Origin of the sequence: Paraburkholderia sp. (assembly GCF_047605525.1) — a bacterium.
GTDB lineage: Bacteria > Pseudomonadota > Gammaproteobacteria > Burkholderiales > Burkholderiaceae > Paraburkholderia.
The window spans coordinates 363,778-387,286 of sequence record NZ_JASGFN010000002.1 but is presented as its reverse complement, the minus strand read 5'-3'; the positions used below and the strand labels follow the sequence as shown (position 1 = coordinate 387,286).

The following is a 23,509-nucleotide window of genomic DNA, read 5'->3' as shown; positions in this document are numbered from 1 at the left end:
CGCACCTCGAGGCAGATCTTATGAATACCCCGAATAGCAGCAATCCTCCGCTCCATCCGGTGCACGGCAAGCACAACAGGCACTCGGCCTACGTGGCGTCACGCATCGCGGTCAATCTGCTGAAGCTGCGTATCTTCATTGCGCTCTTCGCGATCATCATCGTGTTCTCGATCGCGACCGAGAACTTTCTGTCGACGGGCAACATGCTGATCATGGCGAAACACGTGACCGTCGTCGCGATCCTGTCGGTCGGCATGACGCTGGTGATCCTGACCGGCGGCATCGATCTTTCGGTCGGCTCGATCGTCGGTATCAGCGGGATGGCGGCAGGCTATCTGCTGCTCGAAGGCGTCAAGGTCGGACACCATATCGTGTTTTTCAATCCATGGGGTGTGACGTTGATCGCCTGCGTGCTCGGCGCGCTGATCGGCGCGGTCAACGGCTATCTGGTCACCGCGCTCAACGTCGCGCCATTCATCGCCACACTCGGCATGCTGTATGTCGTGCGCGGGGCCGCGCTGCTGGTCAATAACGGCAGCACCTACGCGGATCTCGGCGGCAATCCGGCGCTCGGCAACACGGGTTTCGAATTCCTCGGCAACGGCACGATACTGGGGTTGTCGACCCCGGTATGGATCCTCGTCATCCTCGCGGCGGTCACGATCTTCGTCGCGAAGAAGACGCCCCTCGGCCGCCGCATCTACGCGATCGGCGGCAATGAACAGGCCGCGCGCTTTTCCGGCATCCGCACGAACCGCGTCAAGCTGTTCGTCTACATGTTCTCCGGCTTCTGCGCGGCGCTGGTGGGGCTCATCATTACTGCGCAATTGCAGACCGCGCATCCGCTCACCGGCGAGACGTTCGAGCTGAACGCGATTGCCGCGGTGGTGCTCGGCGGCACGGCGCTGATGGGCGGCCGCGGCACGGTCTTCGGCTCGGTGGTGGGCGCGTGCGTGATCAGCATTCTCGGCGACGGCATGGTGATGTGCGGGATCAGCGACTTCTGGCAGATGGTGATCAAAGGTCTCGTGATCATCTTCGCCGTCGTCATCGATCAGTTGCAGCAGCGCCTGCAAAGCCGGATGGTCTCGCTGACCGCCTGAGCGCGGGAACTTCAACCTGTCCAGGGAAGCAACATGCAATACGTTCTGGCCATCGATCAGGGCACGAGCGGCACCAAAGCGCTGGTGTTCGATAGGGAAGGGCAGGTCCACGCGCGCGGTTTCGTCGCCGTGCCCTGTTCTCACTCGCGTCCGGGTTTCGTCGAGCAGGATCCGGAGCTGATCTATCAGTCGGTGCTGCAGGCGCTCGCGCGTTGCCTCGACGAGTTCAAGGGCGAGCCCAGCGAGATCACGGGCGTCGGTATATCGAACCAGCGTGAAACCGTCGTGCTGTGGGATCAGCAGGGCCGCCCGATCGTCCCCGCGGTGTCCTGGCAATGTCAGCGCTCGCTCGGCATCTGCGAACGGCTTCGCCAGCAAGGCATGGCGCAAAAGATCGCCGACAGGACCGGCCTGCTGATCGATCCGTATTTTTCAGGCACCAAGCTCATCTGGCTGAACGAAAACGACGAGCGTGCGCGTTTGCATATTGCCGCGCGAACCGCCTGTTTCGGCACGGTCGATAGCTGGCTGCTCTACCGGTTGACGGGCGGTGCGTCGTATCGCACGGATTACACCAATGCATCGCGCACGATGCTGTTCAATCTCGCGACGCTCGAATGGGACCGCGAGCTGCTCGAGGATTTCGGTCTGCGGGGCCTGCGCCTGCCCGAACTTTGCCCGTCCGCGGCGCAATTCGGCGCGACCGACTTCGACGGCATTCTGCCGCGCGCGCTGCCAATCGTCTCGATGATCGGCGATTCGCACGCCGCGGCTGTTGGCGAGGGCTGTCTGAGTCCGGGCATCGCGAAGGCGACCATGGGAACCGGTTCCTCGATCATGATGAACGTCGGCCATACGCGTCAGCCCGCCGCTCACGGCCTCGTGTCGACACTGTGTTTCGCGACCCCGGACCGTACCGACTACGCGCTGGAAGGCATCGTCATCAGCGCCGGTTCGACGCCGTCGTTCCTGAAGGAAAAGCTGCGGCTCGTGAACGACTTCGCGGAAGCGGAACAGGCATTTACCGATTACGACAACGGCGGCGTGTTTCTGATTCCCGCGTTTTCCGGAATCGGCTGTCCGCACTGGAAGTATCCGGGTGGCGCGCAGATCGTCGGACTGAATTTTTCGAGCTCATGGCAGAACGTGGTTCGCGCGGCCTACGAGTCGATCGTTTATCAGATCAAGGACGTGATTACCGTGATGGAGCAGGCCGCCGGCGTTCCGCTTCGCGAGCTGTTTCTCGACGGGGGACTGGTCCAGCGGCCATTCCTGCTGCAATACCTGGCCGATACGCTGAACCGGCCCGTGAGCACGCTCGCTTTGAGCGAGATATCGGCGGCCGGCGCGGCCGCGCTCGCGGCATTGACACTGGGATCGATCGGTTCGCTCGACGCCCGCCGCGAAACACGCGTGGTCGCGCGACGGGTGGAGCCCGGAAACGGCGTGGAGGCGGCGGCGCGCAATCACGCGCAGTGGCTGCAATGGATCGGACGGCTTTGAGATTGACTCTTGATGGAGAACGAAGGTGAGCTATCAGCGTTTCGCAAACAAGGTGGTTGTCGTCACCGGCGGCAGTCGCGGTATCGGATTGGGCATTGCCCGGCGTTTTGCCGAAGAAGGCGCGAAAGTGTGCGTGTCGGCGAATGAAAAGGCCGTGCACGACGCGGCCGCGCAACTGCGCGATGCGAATTTCGACGCGATCGGCGTCGAAACCGACGTGACGGACAAGGAGCAGGTCGTTGCGCTATACGAAGAGGTGGCGGCGAAGCTGGGGGAAGTCGACGTTTCGGTCCAGAACGCCGGGGTGATCACGATCGCCAGATTGCAGGATCTGACCGAGCAGGAGTGGGACAAGGTACTCGCAGTCAATACGAAAGGCGTGTTTCTCTGCTGTCAGGAAGCGGCAAGGCGCATGCTGCGCGCCGGCAAGGGAGGGCGGCTGATCAACACGGCTTCGGGCCAGGCGAGACAAGGCTTCGTCTATACGCCGCATTACGCGGCCAGCAAGTTTGGCGTGCTCGGCATCACACAAAGTCTGGCAAAAGAACTCGCGCCTACCGGCATCACGGTCAACGCGTTCTGCCCCGGCATCATCACGACGGATATGTGGTCGTATAACGACGAAGCATGGGGCAAGCTGCTCGGCGATTACAAGCCGGGCGAACTGATGGCCGAGTGGGTCGACAACATTCCGATGAAGCGGGCCGGAAGCGACAAGGACGTGGCGGGGCTGGTGGCCTTTCTCGCATCCGAGGACGCGTCGTACATCACCGGCCAGACCGTCAACGTCGACGGCGGAATGTTCATGTCCTGACGCGTCGCCCACGCGGCCGCGAGGACACGTCCTCGCGGCCGCGCAACGAGCCGGAGCGCGCAGTCAGTTACGGTGCTGCGCCCAGCGCTGACAGCTTGCGCACGGTTTCCGCGCATGCGTGAGCTGCTTCCGCGCCCTTCACGACGAAATGCTCGCGGAAGAATCCGACGTGCTCTTCACCGTTGTGGAAATGATGCGGCGTGAGCACCGCGGAAAAGACCGGTGTGCCCGTTTCGAGTTGGACCTGCATGAGTCCGGTAATGACGGCTTGCGCGACGAACTCATGGCGATAGATGCCGCCGTCGACCACGAGGGCCGCCGCGACGATGCCGGCGTAACGACCGCTTTGCGCGAGGCGCTTCGCATGAAGCGGAATTTCGAATGCGCCGGGTACTTCGAACAGGTCGATATCGTCCGCGCTATAGCCGTATTTCCTGATGGCTTCGAGGAAAGAGGTTTTGCACTGGTCGACGATATCGCGATGCCAGCATGCCTGGACGAAAGCGATACGCGGGCGGTCATTGCGGGAAACCGGAACAGATGGTGCGTTGGAGGAGATGGAGGTGTTCATGGACTTCAGCCTGTTTGTGTGAACAGGGCGAAGGACGGCCGTTTCCCCGCCTGCGCGAGGATGCCGGCCGACCTGTTCTCTTTCATCCGGACTATACCGTCGGCCCCGGAATCCAACCGGGTCTGCTGACCTCCGTAGTCGCGATGGGAGCGAAACAGAGCGCTCGCGGGCTACGTCTTGCGAAAGACGATTACCGCCGGTGGGGAGTTTCACCCCGCCCCGAGAACGTGTTCTTGACGAACGGGGCGTACGTTATCACGAATCTGTTACGGCTGCACATTGGCGAGGCGACGCAATGCGAACGACGCGAGTCAAGCCGGCCTACTTCAACCGGCCCGCCAGAAACTGCTGCAACCGCTCGCTGCGCGGATTCGTCAGCACCTCATGCGGATGCCCCTGCTCCTCGATCTTCCCCTGGTGCAGGAACACGACGTGATTCGACACGTTGCGCGCAAAGCCCATTTCGTGCGTGACGACGATCATCGTGCGGCCTTCCTCCGCGAGTGCCTGCATCACGCGCAACACTTCGCCGACGAGTTCGGGATCGAGCGCCGACGTCGGTTCGTCGAACAGCATCACTTCCGGCTCCATCGCCAGTGCGCGCGCAATCGCGACGCGCTGCTGCTGGCCGCCCGACATATGCGACGGATATTTCCGTTCCGCGCTCGCCGGCAGTCCGACCTGGGTCAGATACTTGCGGGCGCGCGCTTCCGCTTCGGCGCGGCTCAACCCCAGTACGCTGATCGGCGCTTCGATGATGTTCTCGAGCACCGTCATATGCGCCCACAGATTGAAATGCTGGAACACCATCGAAAGACGCGTGCGCATCGTCTGGAGCTGCTTCTGATTGCTCACGCGCAGCGAGCTGTTGCGATCGGCGCTCGTCTGGATTTCCTCGCCGTTGATCGTGATGCGCCCGGAGCACGGCGATTCGAGAAAATTGATGCATCTCAGGAACGTGCTTTTCCCCGAGCCGCTCGACCCGATCAGACTAATCACGTCACCCGCCTTTGCGTTGAGCGAGACACCTTTCAATACCTCGTTTTCGCCGAACTTCTTGTGCAGGTCGTCGACCGTCAGCTTGTACATGCTCTTATGCTCCATCATGGCGCGGGTGCGCCGGGATTCAATGCCCTTGCGGCTTCAGGTAGGCCAGCAAACGTACTTCCATCTTGCGGAAGCCCCAGATCAGCGCGAAGACGATCGACGCATACAGAATCGCCGCGATGCCGTAGGCCTGGAAAGTCGCGTACGTCGCGGAGTTGACGTCGCGCGCGACCTTCAGGATGTCGGGGACGGTTGCGGTGAACGCGAGTGTGGTCGCGTGCAGCATCAGGATCACCTCGTTGCTGTACGCGGGCAGCGCTCGCCGCAGCGACGAAGGCAGGATGATGCGCGTATACAGCTTGTACTTCGACATCCCGTAGGCGAGCGCCGCTTCGATTTCGCCGTGCGACGTCTCCTTGATCGCGCCCGCGAAGATCTCGGTCGCGTATGCGCATTCGTTCAGCGTGAACGCCAATATCGTGCAATACATCGCATTGCGGAAGAAGCTGTTCAGCATCTCGTGCTCGTGGACGAAATGCAGGCTGTAGAGGCCCGTATAGAACAGCAGCAACTGCACGTAGAGCGGCGTGCCGCGGAATACGTAGGTGTAGAACCAGACGGGCCCGGAAATGAAGCGATTGCGCGACGTACGGGCGATTGCCAGCGGCACCGCCAGCGCGAAGCCGAGACCGACGGAAACCACCAGCAGCCACAGCGTGATGACGAGGCCGTTGTAGTTGAAACCATCGGTATACAGATAGTTCTGCCAGTATTGACGTATCAGTTCGATCACAGCGCGGCCCTCCGCACGCCAGTCGAGTAACGCTTTTCGAGGCGCTTCAATAGAAGACTCGACACCGTGGTGATGGCCAGATAAATGGCGCCGGTGACGAGCGTGAAGAAGAAAAACGACTGCGTGCTCTTGCCCGCGTCCTGCGAGGCCTTTACGACATCCGCGAGACCGATGATCGACACCAGCGCGGTGGCCTTGACCATCACCTGCCAGTTGTTGCCGATGCCGGGCAGCGCGAAGCGCATCATCTGCGGAAACAGGATGCGCGTGAACACGCGCCGCGCGCTCATGCCGTACGCGAAGCCCGCCTCGATCTGGCCGCGCGGCACGGACAGAAACGCGCCGCGGAACGTCTCGGTGAAATACGCGCCGTAGATGAAGCCCAGCGTAATGATGCCGGCCACGAACGGATCGATATCGATCTGTTCGATGCCCACCGCGTCGGTCAGATCGTTGAGCCAGATCTGGATGCTGTAGAAGAGCAGCAGCATCAGCACGAGGTCGGGCACCGCGCGGATCAGCGTCGTGTACAGCGTGCCGACGCGCGACACGAAGCGGTTCGTCGACAGCTTTGCCGCGGCGCCCGCGAGGCCGAGCACGAAAGCCGCCGCGAGCGACAGTATCGCGAGCTTGATGGTGACCCACGTACCCGCGAGGAGCAGCGGACCGAAGCCTTGAAAAAGCATGGGAGTGTCCTTGATGAAGGCGCGAGATCCGCGCGTGGGCCTAGCTGCCGTACACGTCGAAGTCGAAGTACTTCTGCTCGATCTTCCTGTAGGTGCCGTCCCTGATCATGTCGGCGATCGCCTTGTCGACCTTCGCCTTCAGATCGGCGTCTTCCTTGCGCATGCCGATGCCCGCGCCGTTGCCGAGAATATTCGCGTCGACGATGTCCTTGCCGACGAACGCGAAGCCCGCGCCGCGCGGCGTCTTCAGGAAGCCCTGCTCGGCCTGCACCGCGTCCTGCAGCGCGCCGTCCAGACGGCCCGAGATCAGGTCCGCGTAGACCTGGTCCTGATCCTGGTACGGCACGACCTTGGTGCCCTTCGGCTCCCAATAGGTCTTCGCGTAGGTTTCCTGGATCGTGCCCTGTTCGACGCCGATCGTCTTGCCCTTCAGCGAATCGGCGGTCGGCAGGATGCCCGAGCCCTGCTTCGCGACGAGGCGTGTCGGCGTGTTGAACAGCTTCGACGAGAACGCGATCTGCGCGGCGCGTTGCGGTGTCATCGACATCGACGACAGCGCGCCGTCGAACTTCTTCGCCTTCAGCCCCGGGATCATGCTGTCGAAGTTTTGCTCGACCCACACACATTTCGCGTTCAGACGCCGGCAGATTTCGTTGCCGAGATCGACGTCGAAGCCGACGAGCTTGCCGTCCGGTGCCTTCGATTCGAACGGCGCGTAGCTCGCATCCACGCCGAAGCGGATCGTGGACCACTCTTTGGCGAAGGCGCCACTGGCGGCGAGCGCGAGGGCGACGGACAACACGAGTTTCTTCATAAAGTCTCCGGGGATGGATGTCCTGACAGGGAATCCTGGGCAATGGCTGTACGATGTTGTATAGACAAATTATCCTGGACGGTCAGCGAGGGACAATCGGGGTTAGTGCCTAGACGGCTGCGTCAATGGAAGTAAGGATGTGCGTAAATCTATTGATATATATGAGATTTACGCGATTTTTTGGGCATGTGCGAGGCAGGAAAATCCGGGATGTGTCAAGCGGTCTATACTGCGATATCGATGTTGTCCATACAACTTCGTTACAACGATCATCGCTTCAGTTGACGGTCCGGGACAGCCGCGAAGAAGACGGAAGGAGGCGGGAAACGACGCGCTACTGCTGCGAAGGCGGCAGATAGGTCATCTGCTCCTCGTCATAGAGCGCATAGATCAGCTCGAGCATGCGCCTGATATCGGCCGACTCGTCGAGCATGCGCATGCTCATGATGATCGGCGATACGAGATTTTCGTCGTCGAGGTCCTTGTAAGCGACGTCGCCGCGCTGCAATCCATACACGCTCGCCGGCACGATCGAAATGCCTTCGCCCGCGCCCACCAGACCGAGCGCGATTTGCAATTCACGCGTTTCGTAGAGGCGGCGCGGCTGGAGTCCGCGATCGTGAAACGCGGCGAGCACCTGGTCCGCGTAGCTCGGCCGTGGCGCTTTCGGAAAGATGATCAGCGTTTCGTTCGTGAGGTCGTGCAGCGACAGCACCGGCTTTGCATCGAGCAGCGGATGACCGGTCGGCAGCGCGACGATCATGCGCTCCTCGCGCAGCACGACGCGCCGGATGCTCGGGTCTTCATGACGGATCCGGCCGAAGCCGACGTCGATGCGTCCTTCCTTCAACGCCTTGATCTGATCCATCGTCGACAGCTCGTGCAGGCTCAGTTCGACCGCGCTGTTCTCGGTGCGAAAGCGCCGGATGATTTTCGGCAGCATCCCGTACAGCGTCGAGCCGACGAAGCCGACCGACAGGCTGCGCTCGATCTTGCCGACCCGTCGTGTCATCGCCTCGACTTCGGAGGTCTGCGCGAGCAACTGGATCGCGTGCGAATAGAAGAAGCGGCCGGCGTCGGTCAGCTTCAGCGGCCGCGAGTTGCGCTCGAACAACTGCACGCCGAGCGAGTCCTCGAGCTGCTGGATCTGCCTGCTCAACGGCGGCTGCGCAATGTGCAGACGTTTGGCGGCCCGGGTGACGTTGCATTCCTCGGCAACCGCAACGAAATAGCGCAGATGACGCAGTTCCATGGAAATACCTTTTGAGTATCGTCGCGATACTAAATCAGTGTTGGACGATGCGAATAACGGGCAACTATCCTTCAGTTACGGCAGACGCACCGCAAAATTATACCTCCCGAGCATTGAAGGCCCGGCACGGTCCAGAGCGTCGGCCGGTCCCCCGGAGACGGCGCGAGCACACCTCGCGCACGGGATCCCAGACCTGGAAAAGTTCAGGAGCGGCAATGAGACATGCTGAAATCGAAGCCTCGATAAAAGGATTCGCCATCGATACCCCGCAATGCGCAGTGGTTCCGCGCGTCGGTCCACCTGTGCAACAGGTCGTGCTTCCCGTGACGAAGGTCGAGCGCATGCGCGCGGCGGCCTGACGCAGTACCGGAGGCGCACCGCCTCCACCTCCGGCGTACCAACCCCAATCGAAGACAAATCGGCCCGTCCGCGGGCAGGCCGCTCCCTACGCGCGTGCCTCGCACGCACACCGACTGTCCGTATCAGGAGACAACCATGATTCCGATTTACCCGGATCACACTCCGCAACTGAAGAACATCGACGACTTTCTCGTGGAAGACCGCGAGCGCGGCGATTACCGTCTGCACCGCAGCGCCTTTACCGACGAGCGTCTGTTCGAACTCGAAATGCAGCATATTTTCGAGGGCAACTGGATTTATCTCGCGCACGAAAGCCAGATTCCGAATAACAACGATTACTTCACGACCTATATGGGTCGTCAGCCGGTCGTGATCGCGCGCAACCGCCAGGGCCAACTGAATGCGTTCATCAATTCGTGCACGCACCGCGGCGCGATGCTGTGCCGCTACAAGCGCGGCAACAAGGCGACCTATACGTGCCCGTTTCACGGCTGGACCTTCAACAACAGCGGCAAGCTGCTGAAGGTGAAAGACCCGGAAGGCGCGGGCTATCCCGACTGCTTCAACAAGGAAGGTTCGCATGACCTGAAGAAGCTCGCGCGCTTCGGCAACTATCGCGGCTTCCTGTTCGGCAGCCTGAGCGAGGACGTGCCGCCGCTCGAGACGTTCCTCGGCGAGGCGGCGCGCATCATCGACATGATCGTCGACCAGTCGGAAGAAGGTCTCGAAGTACTGCGCGGTTCGTCGACGTATACGTATGAAGGCAACTGGAAGCTCACCGCCGAAAACGGCGCGGACGGCTATCACGTGTCGGCGGTGCACTGGAACTACGCGGCGACCACCAACCATCGCAAGGAAGAGAACGCGCGCGAAGACAGGATCCGCGCGATGGATGCCGGTAGCTGGGGCCGTCAGGGCGGCGGCTTCTACGCGTTCGACCACGGCCACATGCTGCTGTGGACGCGCTGGGCCAATCCCGAGGACCGTCCGAACTTCAGCCGCCGCGACGAATTCGCCGCGCGCTGCGGCGCCGAGCGCGCGGACTGGATGATCCAGAACTCACGCAACCTGTGCCTCTATCCGAACGTATACCTGATGGACCAGTTCGGCTCGCAGATTCGCGTGCTGCGTCCGCTGTCGGTCAACAGGACCGAAGTGACGATCTACTGCATCGCGCCGAAGGGCGAATCCGGCGAGGCGCGCTCGCGCCGCATCCGCCAATACGAAGATTTTTTCAACGTGAGCGGCATGGCGACGCCCGACGACCTCGAGGAATTCCGCGCGTGCCAGCAGGGCTACGCGGCCCGCGCGCTCGAATGGAACGACATGTGCCGCGGTTCGTCGCACTGGATCGACGGGCCGGATGAAGCGGCCCGGCGCATCGGCCTGAATCCGGTGATGAGCGGCGTGAAGACCGAGGACGAAGGGCTTTACACGGTGCAGCACCGCTACTGGATCGACACGATGAAAAAGGCGCTGAACACGCAAGGGAGTCGCGCATGAGCACGATCGCAATCACCGACATTCAGGCCTTCCTGTACCGCGAAAGCCGCCTGCTCGACGACGAGCAGTGGGACGAGTGGCTGACCTGCTATCACCCGGATGCGTCGTTCTGGATGCCGTCGTGGGACGACGAGGACAAGCTCGTCACCGATCCGGAGCGCGAGATCTCGCTGATCTACTACCCGAACCGCCAGGGTCTCGAAGACCGCGTGTTCCGCATCAAGACCGAGCGCTCCAGCGCGACGATGCCCGACACGCGCACGAGCCACAACGTCAGCAATATCGAAGTGGAGAGCGAAGAGGGCGGCGTGTACACGGTGCGCTTCAACTGGCACACGCTGAGCCACCGCTATCGCACGAATTACAGCTACTTCGGCATGTCGCGCTACGTGATCGATTTCAACGGCGCGCAGCCGCGGATCTTGAGCAAGTACGTCGTGTTGAAGAACGACTACATCAATCAGGTCATCGACATCTACCACATCTAGCCGGTACGGTTCAGGAGCCAGCTATGGAACACACTATTGCACTTCAGTTCGAAGACGGCGTGACGCGCTTTATCGGTTGCCGCGAGAACGAAACGCTATCGGACGCCGCGTATCGGCAGAAGATCAACATTCCGCTCGACTGCCGCGAAGGCGCGTGCGGCACCTGTCGCGGACTGTGCGAGTCGGGCGCGTACGATCTGCCCGAGTCGAGCTACGTCGAAGATGCGCTGACGCCCGAAGAAGCGGGCCAGGGCTATATCCTCGCGTGCCAGACGCGGCCGCGTTCGGACATGGTGATTCGCGTGCAGGCGTCGTCGGCCGCGTGCAAGACCGGTGTGTCGCGTTTCGAAGGCACGCTCGCATCGGTCGAACGGCTGTCGGACTCGACGATCCATTTCTCGATCGATATCGACGATGCGAGCGCGCCAGGCTTCCTCGCGGGTCAATACGTGAACGTCGAGATTCCGGGCGCGGGCGGCGAGCACCGCTCGTATTCGTTCAGCTCGGCGCCGGGCGCGACGCGCGCGGCGTTCGTCGTGCGCAACGTGCCGGACGGCAAGATGAGCGGCTATCTGAGCAGTCAGGCTAAGCCGGGGCAGCGCATCGGCTTCACCGGCCCGTACGGCAGCTTCTATCTGCGCGACCCACAACGTCCGGTGCTGTTTCTCGCGGGCGGCACCGGCATTGCGCCGTTCCTGTCGATGCTCGACGTCCTGAAGGCGAGCGGCAATACGCAGCCGGTACGGCTCGTGTACGGCGTGACCCACGACATCGATCTGGTCGCGCTCGAACAGCTCGAAGCAGCGCAACGCACGCTGCCGGATTTCAGCTATCGCACCTGCGTCGTGGATTCCGCCAGCAGCCATGCGCGCAAAGGCTATGTGACCGCGCACGTCGAAAGCGAATGGCTCAATGGCGGCGACGTCGATGTCTATCTGTGCGGTCCGGTGGCGATGGTCGAAGCGGTGCAGGGCTGGCTGCGCGAAAGCAGCATCGAGCCCGCGAACTTCTACTATGAAAAATTCTCGGCGAGCAACGCAGCATGAATTCGACCTTTATCGATCGCTTCAAGGACAAGGTGCTGGTCGTGACCGGCGCGGGCCAGGGCATCGGCCGCGGCGTCGCGTTGCGGGCGGCGCGCGAAGGCGCGGTGGCGGTGCTCGTCGATCGGTCGCCGGTCGTGCACGAGGTGGCCGACGAAATCGCGCGCGAAGGCGGCAAGGCCTGTGCGTTTATCGCCGACCTCGAAACCTATGCGGGCGCGAGCGCGATGATCGCTTTCGCGATCGACGCGTTCGGACGTATCGATGCGCTGATCAACAACGTCGGCGGCACGATCTGGGCGAAGCCGTACGAAGAATACGAAGCGGAGCAGATCGAAGCCGAGGTGCGGCGCTCGCTGTTCCCGACGCTGTGGTGTTGCCATGCGGTGTTGCCTGAGATGCTCAGGCGCGGGAGCGGCGCGATCGTCAATGTGTCGTCGATTGCGACGCGCAGTATCTATCGCGTGCCGTACGCGGCGTCGAAGGGCGGTGTCAACGCGCTGACCGCGAGCCTCGCGTTCGAACACGCGCGGCACGGCATCCGCGTCAACGCGGTCGCGACCGGCGGCACTGAAGCGCCGCCGCGCCGCGTGCCGCGCAATCCGGCGCCGCAAAGCGAGCAGGAAGCGAAGTGGTATCAGGGCATCGTCGATCAAACGATTGCGTCGAGCCTGATGCATCGCTACGGCACGATCGACGAACAGGTCGGCGCGATCCTGTTTCTCGCTTCCGATGAAGCGTCGTATATCACCGGAACGGTGCTGCCGGTTGGCGGCGGCGATCAGGGCTAGGGATCGCCGCGCGGCTGGCTCGCTCGCGACAATCACCAGACCTTGCTCACGAGCGGAGCGGTCCGCGGAAAAGATGAACGGTGCCGATATTCGCCGCGGCGATTGTCCTTCATACTATTGGCCCGGCATGACCGCGCCGCCACACTGCATGAGCGCGCTTCAGGAATAACGCACTGCTTCGACCCACATCGATGACGAACCCCACCCCCAGCGACGCGCCGGCGACGCGCGCCATTTCGGCCGACTGGTCCATTTCCGCCATCGTGGCGGGCTTTCTCGCCGTGCTGATTTCCTACGCCGGCCCGCTCGTGATCTTCTTTCAGGCGGCGCAGGCGGCCCATATGCCCAACGAGATGGTTGCGTCGTGGGTGTGGGCGATCTCGATCGGCGCGGCGGCTTCCGGCATCTTCGCGAGCTGGAAGCTGAAAGTGCCGGTCGTGACCGCGTGGTCCGCGCCCGGCACCGCATTGCTGGTCGGGCTGTTTCCCGCGCTGACGCTGCATCAGGCGGTGGGCGCGTACCTCACCGCGGCCGTCATCATTCTGCTGATCGGCGTGTCCGGCTATTTCGACAGAATGGTGCACCGCATTCCCAAAGGCATGGCCTGCGGAATGATGGCCGGCATCCTGTTGCAGTTCGGCACGCACGCGTTCGCGGCCGCCGCGTCGATGCCCGTATTGGCATTCGGCATGATCGGCGCCTACATCGTTTTCAAACGCCTGTTGCCGCGCTATTGCATCGTGTTGGTGCTGCTGACGGGTACGGTTCTCGCGATTGCATCGGGCACCGCGCATCTCACCAGTTTGCCGCTGCAGGTCACGCGGCCGATCTTTATCAAACCCGAATGGACGTTGAGCTCGACGCTGAGTCTTGCGCTGCCGCTCGTCGTGGTCAGTCTGACCGGACAGTTTCTGCCGGGGATGGCGATTCTGCGCGTGTCCGGCTATCACACGCCGGCCCGGCCGATCATTACGGCAACGAGCATCGCGTCGATCGGCGTGGCGTTTTTCGGCGGCATTACGATCGTGATCGCCGCGATCACCGCCGCGCTGTGCACGGGCAAGGATGCGCACGACAATCCGGACAAGCGCTATATCGCCGGCATTGCGAACGGCGTGTTCTATCTGATCGGCGGCACGTTTGCCGGTGCGATCGTCGCATTGTTCACGATGTTGCCGAAGGAGTTCGTCGCGATTCTGGCCGGCCTCGCATTGATCGGCGCGATCACGACGAACGTGATGGGCGCGATCCAGGACGCGGACCATCGCGAGGCATCGATCATCACGTTTCTGGCGACCGCATCCGGCATGACGTTCCTCGGACTCGGCTCAGCGTTCTGGGGCATCGTGATCGGCTCGTTTGCGTACCTCGTGCTGAACAAGGTGCGGCGATAGACGATAGACGATAGACGATAGGCGATAGGCGATAGGCGATAGGTGGTAGGCGGTGGGCGCGTCAATGCGCGGTCGCGGATCGCGAACTCAAGGCCGCGCGCCGAGCGCCTGATAGAGCGCCGCCGTATCGGCATAACGCTGCGCGGCGGCTTTCGTGCGATCGAGTCCCGTCTGCAGTTCCTGCCGTTGCGTATCGAGCAGCGTCAATTGACTGATGCCGCCCGCCGCATAGCGCTCGCCGGCAATACCGGCACTGCGCTGCGCGCTGCGATGCGCTGCGTCGAGCGCCTGCAACGCAAGCGCGTCCTGATCGAGCGCGCGCAGCGCATCGGCGACCTGTTGCAGCCCTTGCAGGACAGTCTGCTTGTACACGGCCAGCGCCGCCTGCCAGGCCGCCTCGGATGAACGCTTGCGGGCCAGCAATTCGCCGCCGTGAAAAAGCGGCTGCGTGAGACCCGCGCCGAAATTCCATACGTTGAAGCCCGTCAGCAGATCGGACACGTTGACGCGTTCCGTCGCCGCGCTACCCGACAGCGTGATGCGCGGGTACATATTGGCGGTTGCGACGCCGACGTTCGCGCTTGCCTGATGCAGCAGCGCCTCGGACGCGCGGATATCGGGCCGCTGCCGTGCGAGCGTCGACGGCAACGTCAGCGGCAGATCGGCGGGCAGCACGAGCGTGTCGAGATCGAGCGCGGCGAGGTCGTGCGTGGCGTCGAGTTCGGCCGGCGCACGGCCCAGATAGATCGCGAGTTGATGATCGGTCTGCGCGAGTTGCGTGCGCAACGGCGGCAACGTCGCGCGGGTCTGCTGCACGAGCGTGCGCTGGCTCAGCAGATCGACTTCCGCAAGGCCACCCGCCTTATAGCGGCGTTCGGCGATATCGAGTTGCCGCATCTGTATCGCGAGCAGCGATTCGGTAAGCGCGATCTGCCGTGCGAGCGACGCGCGTCGGATCGCCGCCGTCACCACATTGCCCGCGACCGTCAAACGCGCGGCCTCGAGCTCGTATTGCTGATAGTCGACCTGCGCGGCCACCGCTTCGAGTGCGCGGCGATTCGCACCGAACAGATCGAGGGTGTAGGACACCGTGACCTGCGCGCTGTACAGCGTGAACGGCGCAAACGAGCGGCCCTGCGCCAACTCGCCGAAACCGAGTGCTTCAGGATCGACTTTCTCGCGCGTCGTCGACAGGTTCGCATCGACTTGCGGCCATAACGTACCGCCTGCCTGCGCGCGATAGTCCTGCTGCGCTTCGTCGAGTTTCGCTCGGGCTTGCGCCAGCGTCGGACTGTCGTCGAGCGCCTGTTGCACGAGCGCGTTCAGAACCGGCGAACCGAACGCGCGCCACCAGCCGTCGCCGGGCACATCCGTCGGCACGAAGTGCTGCGCGGCACCGCCCGGACCCTCGGATGCAACGGTGCTCGCCGCGACCGGCCCGGCGGTATAGCTCGATACCGTGGTCACGTCGGGCCGATGAAAATCCGGGCCGACCGTGCACGCGCACAGCGCCGCGCCCGCGCCGATTACGGCAAGCCGCCACGCGGCGCTGTGGATGGCCGCGTCACGGAAAGCAACGGCGCGAAAGGCACGATGGGCACGAAAGGCACGAAACGCAGGAGCGGAATACATGGCGGACCTTCGTCAATCGAGCGTGCGCCGATAGAACTTCACGGCAATGCTCATTACGACGCACAGAAAGACCAGCAGCGGCCATACATGCGGCCACATATCGGCCCACCCGACGCCCTTGAGCAGAATGCCGCGCACGAGCCGGTTGAAATAGGTGAGCGGCAGCAGGTTGCCGATGATCTGCGCCCATTCCGGCATGCCCGCGAACGGGAACATGAAACCGGACAGCAGGATGTTAGGCAGGAAATAGAACATCGTCAGTTGCATCGCCTGCAACTGGTTCTGCGCGAGCGACGACAGCGTAATGCCGATTGTCAGATTGGCCGCGACGAACAGCAGCGCGGACAGATACAGCGCGATCAGACTGCCCTCGAAAGGCACGTCGAACACGAAGCGCGCCGCCGCGAGAATGATGCTCACCTGAATCAGGCCGATCGCCACGTAGGGCACGATCTTGCCGGTCATCACTTCGAGCGGCAGCACCGGTGTGGCGAGCAGATTTTCCATCGTGCCGCGCTCGCGTTCGCGCGTGATCGCGAGGCCGGTCATCATGACCATCGTCATCGTCAGGATTACGCCCATCAGGCCGGGCACCACGTTGTATTGCGTGACGGCTTCGGGGTTGTACAGGCGGTGCAGTTGCACGTCGAACGCGGCGGGTCCGGTTGCGAGCGACGAAAGCGGGCCCGTCAGATCCTTCTGCAACACGGATTGCGCAATCGACGGCAGCGCGCCGAGCGCGGTACCGACCGCGGTCGGGTCGGTCGCATCGGCTTCGACGAGCAGCGAAGGATGCGCGCCCTTGACCAGATCGCGCGTGAAGCCGACCGGGATATTCAGCACGAACAACACCTTGCCTTGCGCGAGCGCGCGGCGCCCGGCCTCTTCGTCGGGCAACGTCGAGACGATGTCGAAGTAGTCGGAATTGCGCATCGCCATCACGAAGCTGCGCGTGAATTCGCTGTGATCGGCGGCGATCACGGCGGTCGGCAGATGCTTCGGGTCGGTGTTGATCGCAAAGCCGAACAGCGCCATCTGCATGATCGGCAGGCCGATGATCATCGCAAACGTGATGCGGTCGCGTTTCAGTTGCAGAAATTCCTTGCGCACGATGCTCCACCAGCGTGTCAGCGAAAAGCGCGGAAAGCGGCGTGCGGTGTTCACGAGGCTCGACCCGCGGAAGGCGTTGCGTAATTGTCGGTGGAGCGGTTCATCATGAAGATGAACACGTCCTCGAGGCCGGTTTCCTGTTTTTCGATCCGTAGCGCGGGATTCGAATTCGCAAGCTGTTCGAGTGTCGCGTGCAGCTCGGGCGTGTCCGGCCCGCTCACGTGCAGCGACGAACCGAACGCGACTGTCTGCGCGACACCGGGCGAGCGGCGCAGCCGTTCGCCTAGCTCGACGAGGTTCTGGCCATACACGGCCCACGTCACGAGCCCCTGCGAATCGATCACCTCTTTCGACGTGCCCTGCGCGAGCAGCTTGCCGTACGCGATATAGGCGAGCTTGTGGCAGCGTTCCGCTTCGTCCATATAGTGCGTGCTGACGAGCACCGAAATACCGCTGGCCGCGAGGCGATGCAGCTCTTCCCAGAAGTCGCGGCGCGCGCTCGGGTCGACGCCCGCGGTCGGCTCGTCGAGCAGCAGCAGTTCCGGTTCGTGCAGCATGCAGGCGGCCAGCGCGAGACGCTGCTTCCAGCCGCCCGACAACGCGCCGGCCAGCTGTTTCGAGCGGCTTGCGAGACCTAGCTGTTCGAGCGCGCGGTCCACCGCGTCGCGGCGATGCTTCATCTCGTAGATGCGCGCGACGAAGTCGAGATTTTCGCGGATCGTCAGATCTTCCCAGTAAGAGAAGCGCTGCGTCATGTAGCCGGTGTGCCGCTTGATCTGCGCGCTGTCGCGCACGATGTCGTAGCCGAGGCACGTGCCGCTGCCGGAGTCGGGCGTGAGCAGGCCGCACATCATGCGGATGCAGGTGGTCTTGCCGCTGCCGTTCGGGCCGAGAAAGCCGAAAATCTCGCCACGCCGCACGCGCAGCGAAACGTCGTTGACGACGTGCTTCGCGCCGAAATGCTTGTTCAGTCCGCGTACGTCGATCGCGTAGGCGGAGTCGGCCGCGTTGCCGACGGTGGCGGGGGCACTCATTGCAGCGTCACCGTGACCGGCTGACCGGGCCGCAGTTTCGGCGCATCGGCGACTTGCGGTTTTGCTTCGACCATGAATACGAGTTTCGAACGGCTCTCATTGCTGTAGATCACGGGCGGCGTGTACTCCGCCTGATCCGAAATGAAGCTGAGCACGGCCGGCACGTCGGCTGCGCAACCGTCGCAATGAATCGAGACGCGACGGCCCGGTGCGAGCGAGCCCACCACCGCCTCGGGCACGAAGAAGCGCACCTTGACGTTTTCCGGTGGCAGCATGCGCACGACGGGACTGCCGGCCGGCACCCATTCGCCGCTGCGATACATCGTGTCGAATACGAGACCGCCGTGCGGCGCGTGCACGCTTTTCTGGTCGAGTTTCCATTGCGCCTGGCCGAGCTGGGCCTGGGCCGCGTCGACCTGCGCCTGTTGCGCGCGGATCTGTTCGATCCGTCCCGGCAGACGCGCGACGCTCACCTGGCTTTGCAATTCGCGCACGCGCGCGGCGCTCGACAGCGCGTTCGCGCGCGAGTCGTCGAGCTGGCTTTGCGCGATGCCGCCCGCGCGCAACTGCTGTTCGTCGCGGCGGTACTGGATCGCGGCGCGCGCCGCGTCGGCCTCGGCCTGCACGAGCTGCGCGCGGGTCACGTCGATTTCCGGCGGACGCTTGCCGGTGCCGAGGTCCGCGAGCTGCGCACGGGCCGCGCGCAGTTGCTCGTTGGCCTGCGCGACGGCGTCGGTTTCGTTCTGCGCTTCGAGCGCGAAGAGCGGCGTGTCCCGCGCGACGGTCTGTCCGCGCGAAACCGCCAGATCGGTCAACTGTCCCGCTTGCGAAGACGCGAGGTACAGGAACTCGCCTTCCACATAACCTTGCCAGGTGTTCGCCGGTTGCCGCGAACAGCTTGCGCACAGCATGCAGAGCGCGAGCAACGCGGCAAGCCTGGAGGGGAGTGCGGAAGGCATCATGACGGCTTCCTTTTCGCGCGGGGCGGCGTGGGCGCCGGCGTGGCGGTCGGTGTGGACATCGCGGTTGCGCTCATCCCCTGCGCGAGCAAGGCCACGACATGGCGTTCGAGCGTCGCGCGATCGAACGAGGTGCGCGGATTCAGGCGCTGCCAGATCTTCGCGGTGGCCTGCGGCAGCATCACGAGCGCAAGCACCGAGTTGAACAGCAGCAACGGCTCGAGTTGCGCGTTCAGTTGACCGGACGCACAGCCGCGCGCAATGTTCTGACCGAACCCCGCGAGCTTCTGCACGGGAATATGCGCAAACGCGCGCTCGCGCAGCAGACCGCCCTCGTTGACGACTTCGCGCAGCCATAGGGAAGGCAGCCACGGCATTTTTTCGGTGACGTCGAACATGCGTTTGACGATGCCTTGCGTCATGGCGAGCGGATCGTCGTGTTCGGTATCGACCGGATCCCAGATCGCGCCGAAGGCGACGACGAGCTTTTCCTCGAACAGTGCGTCGAGCAGTTTTTCACGCGTCTGGAACCAGTAGTGGACCATCGCGGACGTCACGCCGCTCGCCGCCGCGATCTGCGCGACCGTCGTGTTGGCGATGCCGCGCTCGGCGAACAGCGCGAGCGCGACATCGAGCAGATGTTCGCGCGCATCGAAGTCCTGCGCATGAGGGCGGCGACCCATTCGGGACTGGACGGGATGACGCATGGTCGCTTGACTAATTGATGAGTTAGTTAGTTTTAACTCACTGATAGTAGGATATTTTCTGGCACGACGAAGAAGGGGAAACCCTGATGGCAGGCAGGCCTCGGCATGGACTTCGCACGACGGGCGGCCGCTGGAGAACTACAGATATTCGACGTTGCCGGTCGGTCCCGCAATCCCCGGTTGTTTGCGGGAATATCGAATAGTCGAGATCCTTTAAAGTCTGAGAACTCTTGTTCGTTTAACAGAAAGGGCGTAGCGTCTCCTTCGCCACACCTGCTTTCCGTAGACCGGTTTTCCGCGGTATTCGTCGGATGAATGGTACGCAAGGCCGCTTGTCCGGTCTCCTGCAGCCGTACCTTTGTGCAAGAAGTTTTTCCCATTCGGAGCAGGTATGCCACTACCTTTGCCGTTGGTGAACTATGCGCAACTCAACGCCGCCTTTGGCGATTCACTCGATGCATTCAGATCGGGAAAGCCTGAAGCCACGCTATTAGCCTCGAACGGCTCGAACGTCAGCCAGGTTCAGTTAATCAGCTTCATTTCGTCCGCCATGCAGCAGTTGGACAAGGCGAAACGGGCGGACGGCACCATGGAGACGGTGGACGATCAAAACGCGTCATTGCTGCAAACCTTTCTTGCGAGACAGGCTAGCCTCCATGAGAAGACCACGATGGCGGCGGAAACCGGACTTGAAGCGAAGTTCGATCCTCACGATATTCTCGGCTGGGCGGGTAGTCTTTTTAGCTGGCTCAAGGGACTCGACAGACACCCTTTCATACCCAACCCCAATCCGCTACCCGAGCCCATAGGGAATTCCTGGCGCGTGGCCGTGCTGAGCGATTGGGGTACCGGTCTCTACGGTGCCCCGGTGTGTGCCGAGAGTATAAAAACCGAAGCACCATTCGATATGCTGCTGCATCTCGGCGACGTCTATTATTCCGGAGACATCGACGAAGTAGAAGCGCGATTTCTGGATGTCTGGCCAACGGGCGCCGGCACGACGAGCCGCTCGCTCAATTCCAATCACGAAATGTACTCCGGCGGTCACGGTTACTTCGAGAAAATCCTTCCCGCTTTCGGACAGACGTGCAGCTACTTTGCGCTGCAAAACGACCATTGGCTGATTGCCGCTCTGGACACGGGTTATGCCGAGCATGACCTGTACGGGGACCAGGCCGAATGGCTCATCGAATTGGTGAAGCAAGCGGATCAGCGGAAGGTCGTGCTGTTCTCGCATCATCAGCCGTATTCACTGTTCGAAGCTCAAGGTGATTTGCTGATCCAGAAACTCGGGACACTCCTCCAGACACAGAAGATCTTTGCCTGGTACTGGGGGCATGAGCACCGCTGCGCAATCTATAAAAAACATCCGATCTGGAATCTGCTCGGACGCTGTGTCGGCCATAGTGGCTTTCCTTACTTCCGGGACGATTTCAGAAACGACGCGCTGGACCATTCGGACTGGATTGCCCGCGACGGAAAAAATCTGATTCCCGGCTGCGATGTACTGGACGGCCCCAACCCCTATGTCGAGGGCGATCCCCAGAAATACGGTCCAAACGGCTATGTCACGCTCGACTTTACCGACGCGATGCTAACGGAAACATTTCACGATCCGGACGGCAAGGTGCTCAGGAAAAGCATCCTGACGTGATCGTCCGCTGAGTATCCGTTCGGGGTGTGACGAGAATCAGGAGGCTGTATGCCGCTGCTAGGCGAGCCCAGAAAATTACTCAGGCTGGCGCTGGAAGACGCATTTCAGGATTTTGACGAGCTCAACCGGTTCTCGAAAGAAGCGCTTCGATTCAGTCTCCAGGCGAAATCGGCGCCGATACTTCGGGCCGGGGTAGAAGCATTGATAACCGAAATGGACCAGAATGACGAACTCGATGTTCTGGTCGCGGCGGCGCGAACGGAGCGTCCTAAAAATGCCCGGCTCAGAGAAATCGAACAACGGTTACTCAATGCGTTCGACCCGTTCGCGGATGTTCAGGCGCCTCCCGCGTTGCAGCCGAAAGTCGCCAATACCGGCGCCGAGGCAATCATCGTCGCGAGCGCGGGATTCCCATCGGCGGCGAGCTTCATTTCCGCTTTAGGGCTTGCCGAATTGCGCGTATGCACTCTCTCGTACGCGCTACCGGGTGGCAAATCAGTGTGCGGAACGGGATTTCTGATCGCCGACGATCTGATCCTGACAAACGAACACGTGATCCGGCGGGCCACCACCCCGACGAGTCCATTCACGCTCGCGGGCGCACAGATAAGCGCGGGGTTCGACTTCAGGACGCCAGGCAACGCCCCGCGCGAATATCCGTTAGCCGACTCCGACTGGCTCGTCGCTTCGAACCCCGAGCAGCTCGAGGATGGAACGCAAGGCCTCGATTACGCTGTCGTGAGACTCAAAACCTCCGTGGGCGCGGAACCGGCGGGAGCGATGACAGACGCGCCCGAACGCGGGTTCCTGAAACCGGTCGCCTATCAGCCATCTACCAACGAGCCGATCCTGATTCTTCAGCACCCCTATGACGAGCTCGATGCAAGGCAATCGCCGATGCGCCTCACCATAGGCTTCGTTCTCGACGCCGCGGATGGCGTTATCCGCCATTCCGCCAATTCGTCGCCGGGATCCTCGGGGGCTCCGATCTTCAATTCGCGCATGGAATTGATTGGCTTGCATCATTGGGGAAGTCCCGACTTCAATCGGGGCATCCAGATAGGCGCAATCAAGGACGATTTGATAAAGAAGGGCTTCCGGATGTTTTCCTGAGGGATGCGTGACGTGTAACGCGGTATAAATTTCGGATGGAGCAGGCAATGAATCTGGATAGCCAAAGTCAATTCGACTTGAAGACGGCCCTAAGCAATGCCTTCCAGAATTACGCCGACCTGAGGCTATACCTCCTTGAGAACTGCGGCAAAGATCTGAACCTGGTGACATCCCAGGACGTCGGGATGAGCGACGTGTATGACAAGCTCATTGCGTGGGCGGACGAATCCTGGATCGACTTGCTGCTGGACTCGCTCACGAGGCATCAGAGCAGTTTGTTGAAAGCTCGCGCACGGCAGCTTCAGAAAGCGCTCGCCGCGGAAAGAATGATCGACTTCCAGAGGGTTATCCAGGATCCGTTGAACGCGCTGTTTCTTGCCAAGGGAGAGTGCTTCATCGGCCGGGAAATCTTCAGATCACAGCTCAAGGAAATGCGATCCGATACGGGTGTGCGCGTGCTGATGGTCTCGGGCGCCAAGACATGCGGCAAAAGCTACGGCTTCCGTCTGTTGCGCATTCTCGACAAGATCGACGCCAACAATATCGTCATCAAGATAGATTTCAGGGAATTCAGGGAAGGCGAACTCGCACGGCGCTATCAGGAAATCGTCAGCCATATCAACACCCGGCTCGGCGTGCCGTACGACGAGATTCTTCCGCACCTCGAGGCCGACACGCGCTGGTTCGAGCATGCGGTGCGCAGGTTCGACAGCGTCGTTCGCGGGCGCAAACAGAAGTTATGGCTCGTATTCGACCATATACGGAGCGAGCAAGGGGTCGAAGCAAGCATCGCCGATGCCCTTGCGAGGCTGGTCAAGTATGCAATCGACGATACGGCGGAACTGCGCATCGTCCTGATCGACATGAATCCCGCGGACCTTCAGCTCGAACCCGTGTTCAAGAACCGGATAGAAAAGGACACGGCGTCGCTGCCCAACACCAAGGCCGATATCGTCGGCTTTTTTGAAAAGGCCCGCGAGGCGAAGGCCGTGCAGATCGATGTCGCCGAACTGGAGAGCGCGGCGAGCGATGTCCTGGCGGCGCTCGCCGCCTATGCGCCGGAAGAACTCGCGTATAGCTTGCCCAGAGAAACATGGCGGCAGGCGGTTCGATTGAACTTGTGCTGAGGAATTCACAT

General features: G+C 62.0%; 22 protein-coding genes and 1 riboswitch. Of the genes, 11 read left to right on the top strand and 11 right to left on the bottom strand.

What is annotated here, in order from left to right; translation table 11 throughout:
• Positions 1–20 precede the first annotated feature (20 nt).
• The 3 genes from QM685_RS04100 to QM685_RS04090 are packed head-to-tail and all read left to right on the top strand — an operon-like array spanning position 21 to position 3,420.
• A complete protein-coding gene (locus tag QM685_RS04100) occupies positions 21–1,103 on the top strand; it encodes an ABC transporter permease (RefSeq protein ID WP_415112980.1) in 1,083 nt (360 codons plus the stop codon).
• Positions 1,104–1,136: 33 nt separating this feature from the next.
• Complete coding sequence (locus QM685_RS04095; RefSeq protein ID WP_415112978.1) at positions 1,137–2,606, top strand: FGGY-family carbohydrate kinase; 1,470 nt, start codon at positions 1,137–1,139, stop codon at positions 2,604–2,606.
• A 25-nt stretch (positions 2,607–2,631) separates the two neighbouring features.
• Positions 2,632–3,420, top strand: coding sequence for a glucose 1-dehydrogenase (locus tag QM685_RS04090; RefSeq protein ID WP_415112976.1), 789 nt, complete (start codon positions 2,632–2,634; stop codon positions 3,418–3,420).
• A 67-nt stretch (positions 3,421–3,487) separates the two neighbouring features.
• On the opposite strand, the gene QM685_RS04085 is transcribed toward QM685_RS04090, so the two are convergent.
• The 6 genes from QM685_RS04085 to QM685_RS04060 form a co-directional block, all read right to left on the bottom strand.
• A complete protein-coding gene (locus tag QM685_RS04085) occupies positions 3,488–3,991 on the bottom strand; it encodes a 6,7-dimethyl-8-ribityllumazine synthase (protein ID WP_415112974.1) in 504 nt (167 codons plus the stop codon).
• Positions 3,992–4,061: 70 nt separating this feature from the next.
• Positions 4,062–4,222: riboswitch (FMN riboswitch) on the bottom strand.
• A 90-nt stretch (positions 4,223–4,312) separates the two neighbouring features.
• The gene (locus QM685_RS04080; protein ID WP_415112972.1) at positions 4,313–5,080 is read right to left on the bottom strand and encodes an ABC transporter ATP-binding protein; all 768 of its coding nucleotides are present in this window, start codon (positions 5,078–5,080) and stop codon (positions 4,313–4,315) included.
• Positions 5,081–5,117: 37 nt separating this feature from the next.
• Complete coding sequence (locus QM685_RS04075) at positions 5,118–5,831, bottom strand: ABC transporter permease (RefSeq protein ID WP_415112970.1); 714 nt, start codon at positions 5,829–5,831, stop codon at positions 5,118–5,120.
• Positions 5,828–6,517 carry an ABC transporter permease gene (locus QM685_RS04070; protein WP_415112968.1) on the bottom strand — a complete coding sequence of 230 codons (690 nt, stop codon included), beginning with the start codon at positions 6,515–6,517 and terminating at the stop codon, positions 5,828–5,830. The genes QM685_RS04075 and QM685_RS04070 overlap by 4 nt, the downstream gene beginning before the upstream one ends.
• A gap of 40 nt (positions 6,518–6,557) precedes the next feature.
• Complete coding sequence (locus QM685_RS04065) at positions 6,558–7,331, bottom strand: ABC transporter substrate-binding protein (RefSeq protein WP_415112966.1); 774 nt, start codon at positions 7,329–7,331, stop codon at positions 6,558–6,560.
• A gap of 334 nt (positions 7,332–7,665) precedes the next feature.
• Positions 7,666–8,583, bottom strand: coding sequence for a LysR family transcriptional regulator (locus QM685_RS04060; protein WP_415112964.1), 918 nt, complete (start codon positions 8,581–8,583; stop codon positions 7,666–7,668).
• A 495-nt stretch (positions 8,584–9,078) separates the two neighbouring features.
• Here QM685_RS04060 and benA point away from each other — a divergent pair, with 495 nt between their 5' ends.
• From benA to QM685_RS04035, 5 genes are all read left to right on the top strand, one after another.
• Positions 9,079–10,446 carry a benzoate 1,2-dioxygenase large subunit gene (benA, locus tag QM685_RS04055; protein ID WP_415112962.1) on the top strand — a complete coding sequence of 456 codons (1,368 nt, stop codon included), beginning with the start codon at positions 9,079–9,081 and terminating at the stop codon, positions 10,444–10,446.
• Positions 10,443–10,934: a benzoate 1,2-dioxygenase small subunit gene (benB, locus tag QM685_RS04050; RefSeq protein WP_415112960.1), complete on the top strand. Its 492-nt coding sequence runs from the start codon at positions 10,443–10,445 to the stop codon at positions 10,932–10,934. The genes benA and benB overlap by 4 nt, the downstream gene beginning before the upstream one ends.
• A gap of 23 nt (positions 10,935–10,957) precedes the next feature.
• Complete coding sequence (gene benC, locus QM685_RS04045) at positions 10,958–11,980, top strand: benzoate 1,2-dioxygenase electron transfer component BenC (RefSeq protein ID WP_415112958.1); 1,023 nt, start codon at positions 10,958–10,960, stop codon at positions 11,978–11,980.
• Entirely contained in the window at positions 11,977–12,768 is a 792-nt protein-coding gene (locus tag QM685_RS04040) for a 1,6-dihydroxycyclohexa-2,4-diene-1-carboxylate dehydrogenase (RefSeq protein WP_415112956.1), read from the top strand. The genes benC and QM685_RS04040 overlap by 4 nt, the downstream gene beginning before the upstream one ends.
• A 191-nt stretch (positions 12,769–12,959) precedes the next feature.
• Positions 12,960–14,162 (top strand): benzoate/H(+) symporter BenE family transporter, encoded by a 1,203-nt coding sequence (locus tag QM685_RS04035; RefSeq protein ID WP_415112954.1) that lies wholly within the window; start codon positions 12,960–12,962, stop codon positions 14,160–14,162.
• An 87-nt stretch (positions 14,163–14,249) separates the two neighbouring features.
• On the opposite strand, the gene QM685_RS04030 is transcribed toward QM685_RS04035, so the two are convergent.
• From QM685_RS04030 to QM685_RS04010, 5 genes are read right to left on the bottom strand one after another with little or no spacing between them, the layout of a single operon-like run.
• On the bottom strand, positions 14,250–15,794 hold the full coding sequence (locus QM685_RS04030) for an efflux transporter outer membrane subunit (RefSeq protein WP_415112952.1): 1,545 nt from the start codon (positions 15,792–15,794) through the stop codon (positions 14,250–14,252).
• Positions 15,795–15,806: 12 nt separating this feature from the next.
• Positions 15,807–16,958, bottom strand: a complete 1,152-nt coding sequence (locus QM685_RS04025) for an ABC transporter permease (RefSeq protein ID WP_415112950.1) — start codon at positions 16,956–16,958, stop codon at positions 15,807–15,809.
• On the bottom strand, positions 16,955–17,938 hold the full coding sequence (locus tag QM685_RS04020) for an ABC transporter ATP-binding protein (RefSeq protein ID WP_415112948.1): 984 nt from the start codon (positions 17,936–17,938) through the stop codon (positions 16,955–16,957). Before QM685_RS04020 ends, QM685_RS04025 begins: the two co-directional genes overlap by 4 nt.
• On the bottom strand, positions 17,935–18,900 hold the full coding sequence (locus QM685_RS04015; RefSeq protein WP_415112946.1) for an HlyD family secretion protein: 966 nt from the start codon (positions 18,898–18,900) through the stop codon (positions 17,935–17,937). Before QM685_RS04015 ends, QM685_RS04020 begins: the two co-directional genes overlap by 4 nt.
• The gene (locus QM685_RS04010) at positions 18,897–19,580 is read right to left on the bottom strand and encodes a TetR/AcrR family transcriptional regulator (protein ID WP_415112944.1); all 684 of its coding nucleotides are present in this window, start codon (positions 19,578–19,580) and stop codon (positions 18,897–18,899) included. Before QM685_RS04010 ends, QM685_RS04015 begins: the two co-directional genes overlap by 4 nt.
• A gap of 415 nt (positions 19,581–19,995) precedes the next feature.
• Between QM685_RS04010 and QM685_RS04005 the strand changes: the two genes are divergently transcribed.
• The 3 genes from QM685_RS04005 to QM685_RS03995 are packed head-to-tail and all read left to right on the top strand — an operon-like array spanning position 19,996 to position 23,498.
• Entirely contained in the window at positions 19,996–21,258 is a 1,263-nt protein-coding gene (locus tag QM685_RS04005; protein WP_415112942.1) for a metallophosphoesterase family protein, read from the top strand.
• 48 nt (positions 21,259–21,306) lie between these two features.
• Positions 21,307–22,371, top strand: a complete 1,065-nt coding sequence (locus QM685_RS04000) for a trypsin-like peptidase domain-containing protein (RefSeq protein ID WP_415112940.1) — start codon at positions 21,307–21,309, stop codon at positions 22,369–22,371.
• 47 nt (positions 22,372–22,418) lie between these two features.
• Complete coding sequence (locus QM685_RS03995; protein ID WP_415112938.1) at positions 22,419–23,498, top strand: hypothetical protein; 1,080 nt, start codon at positions 22,419–22,421, stop codon at positions 23,496–23,498.
• The last annotated feature ends 11 nt before the right edge of the window (positions 23,499–23,509 follow it).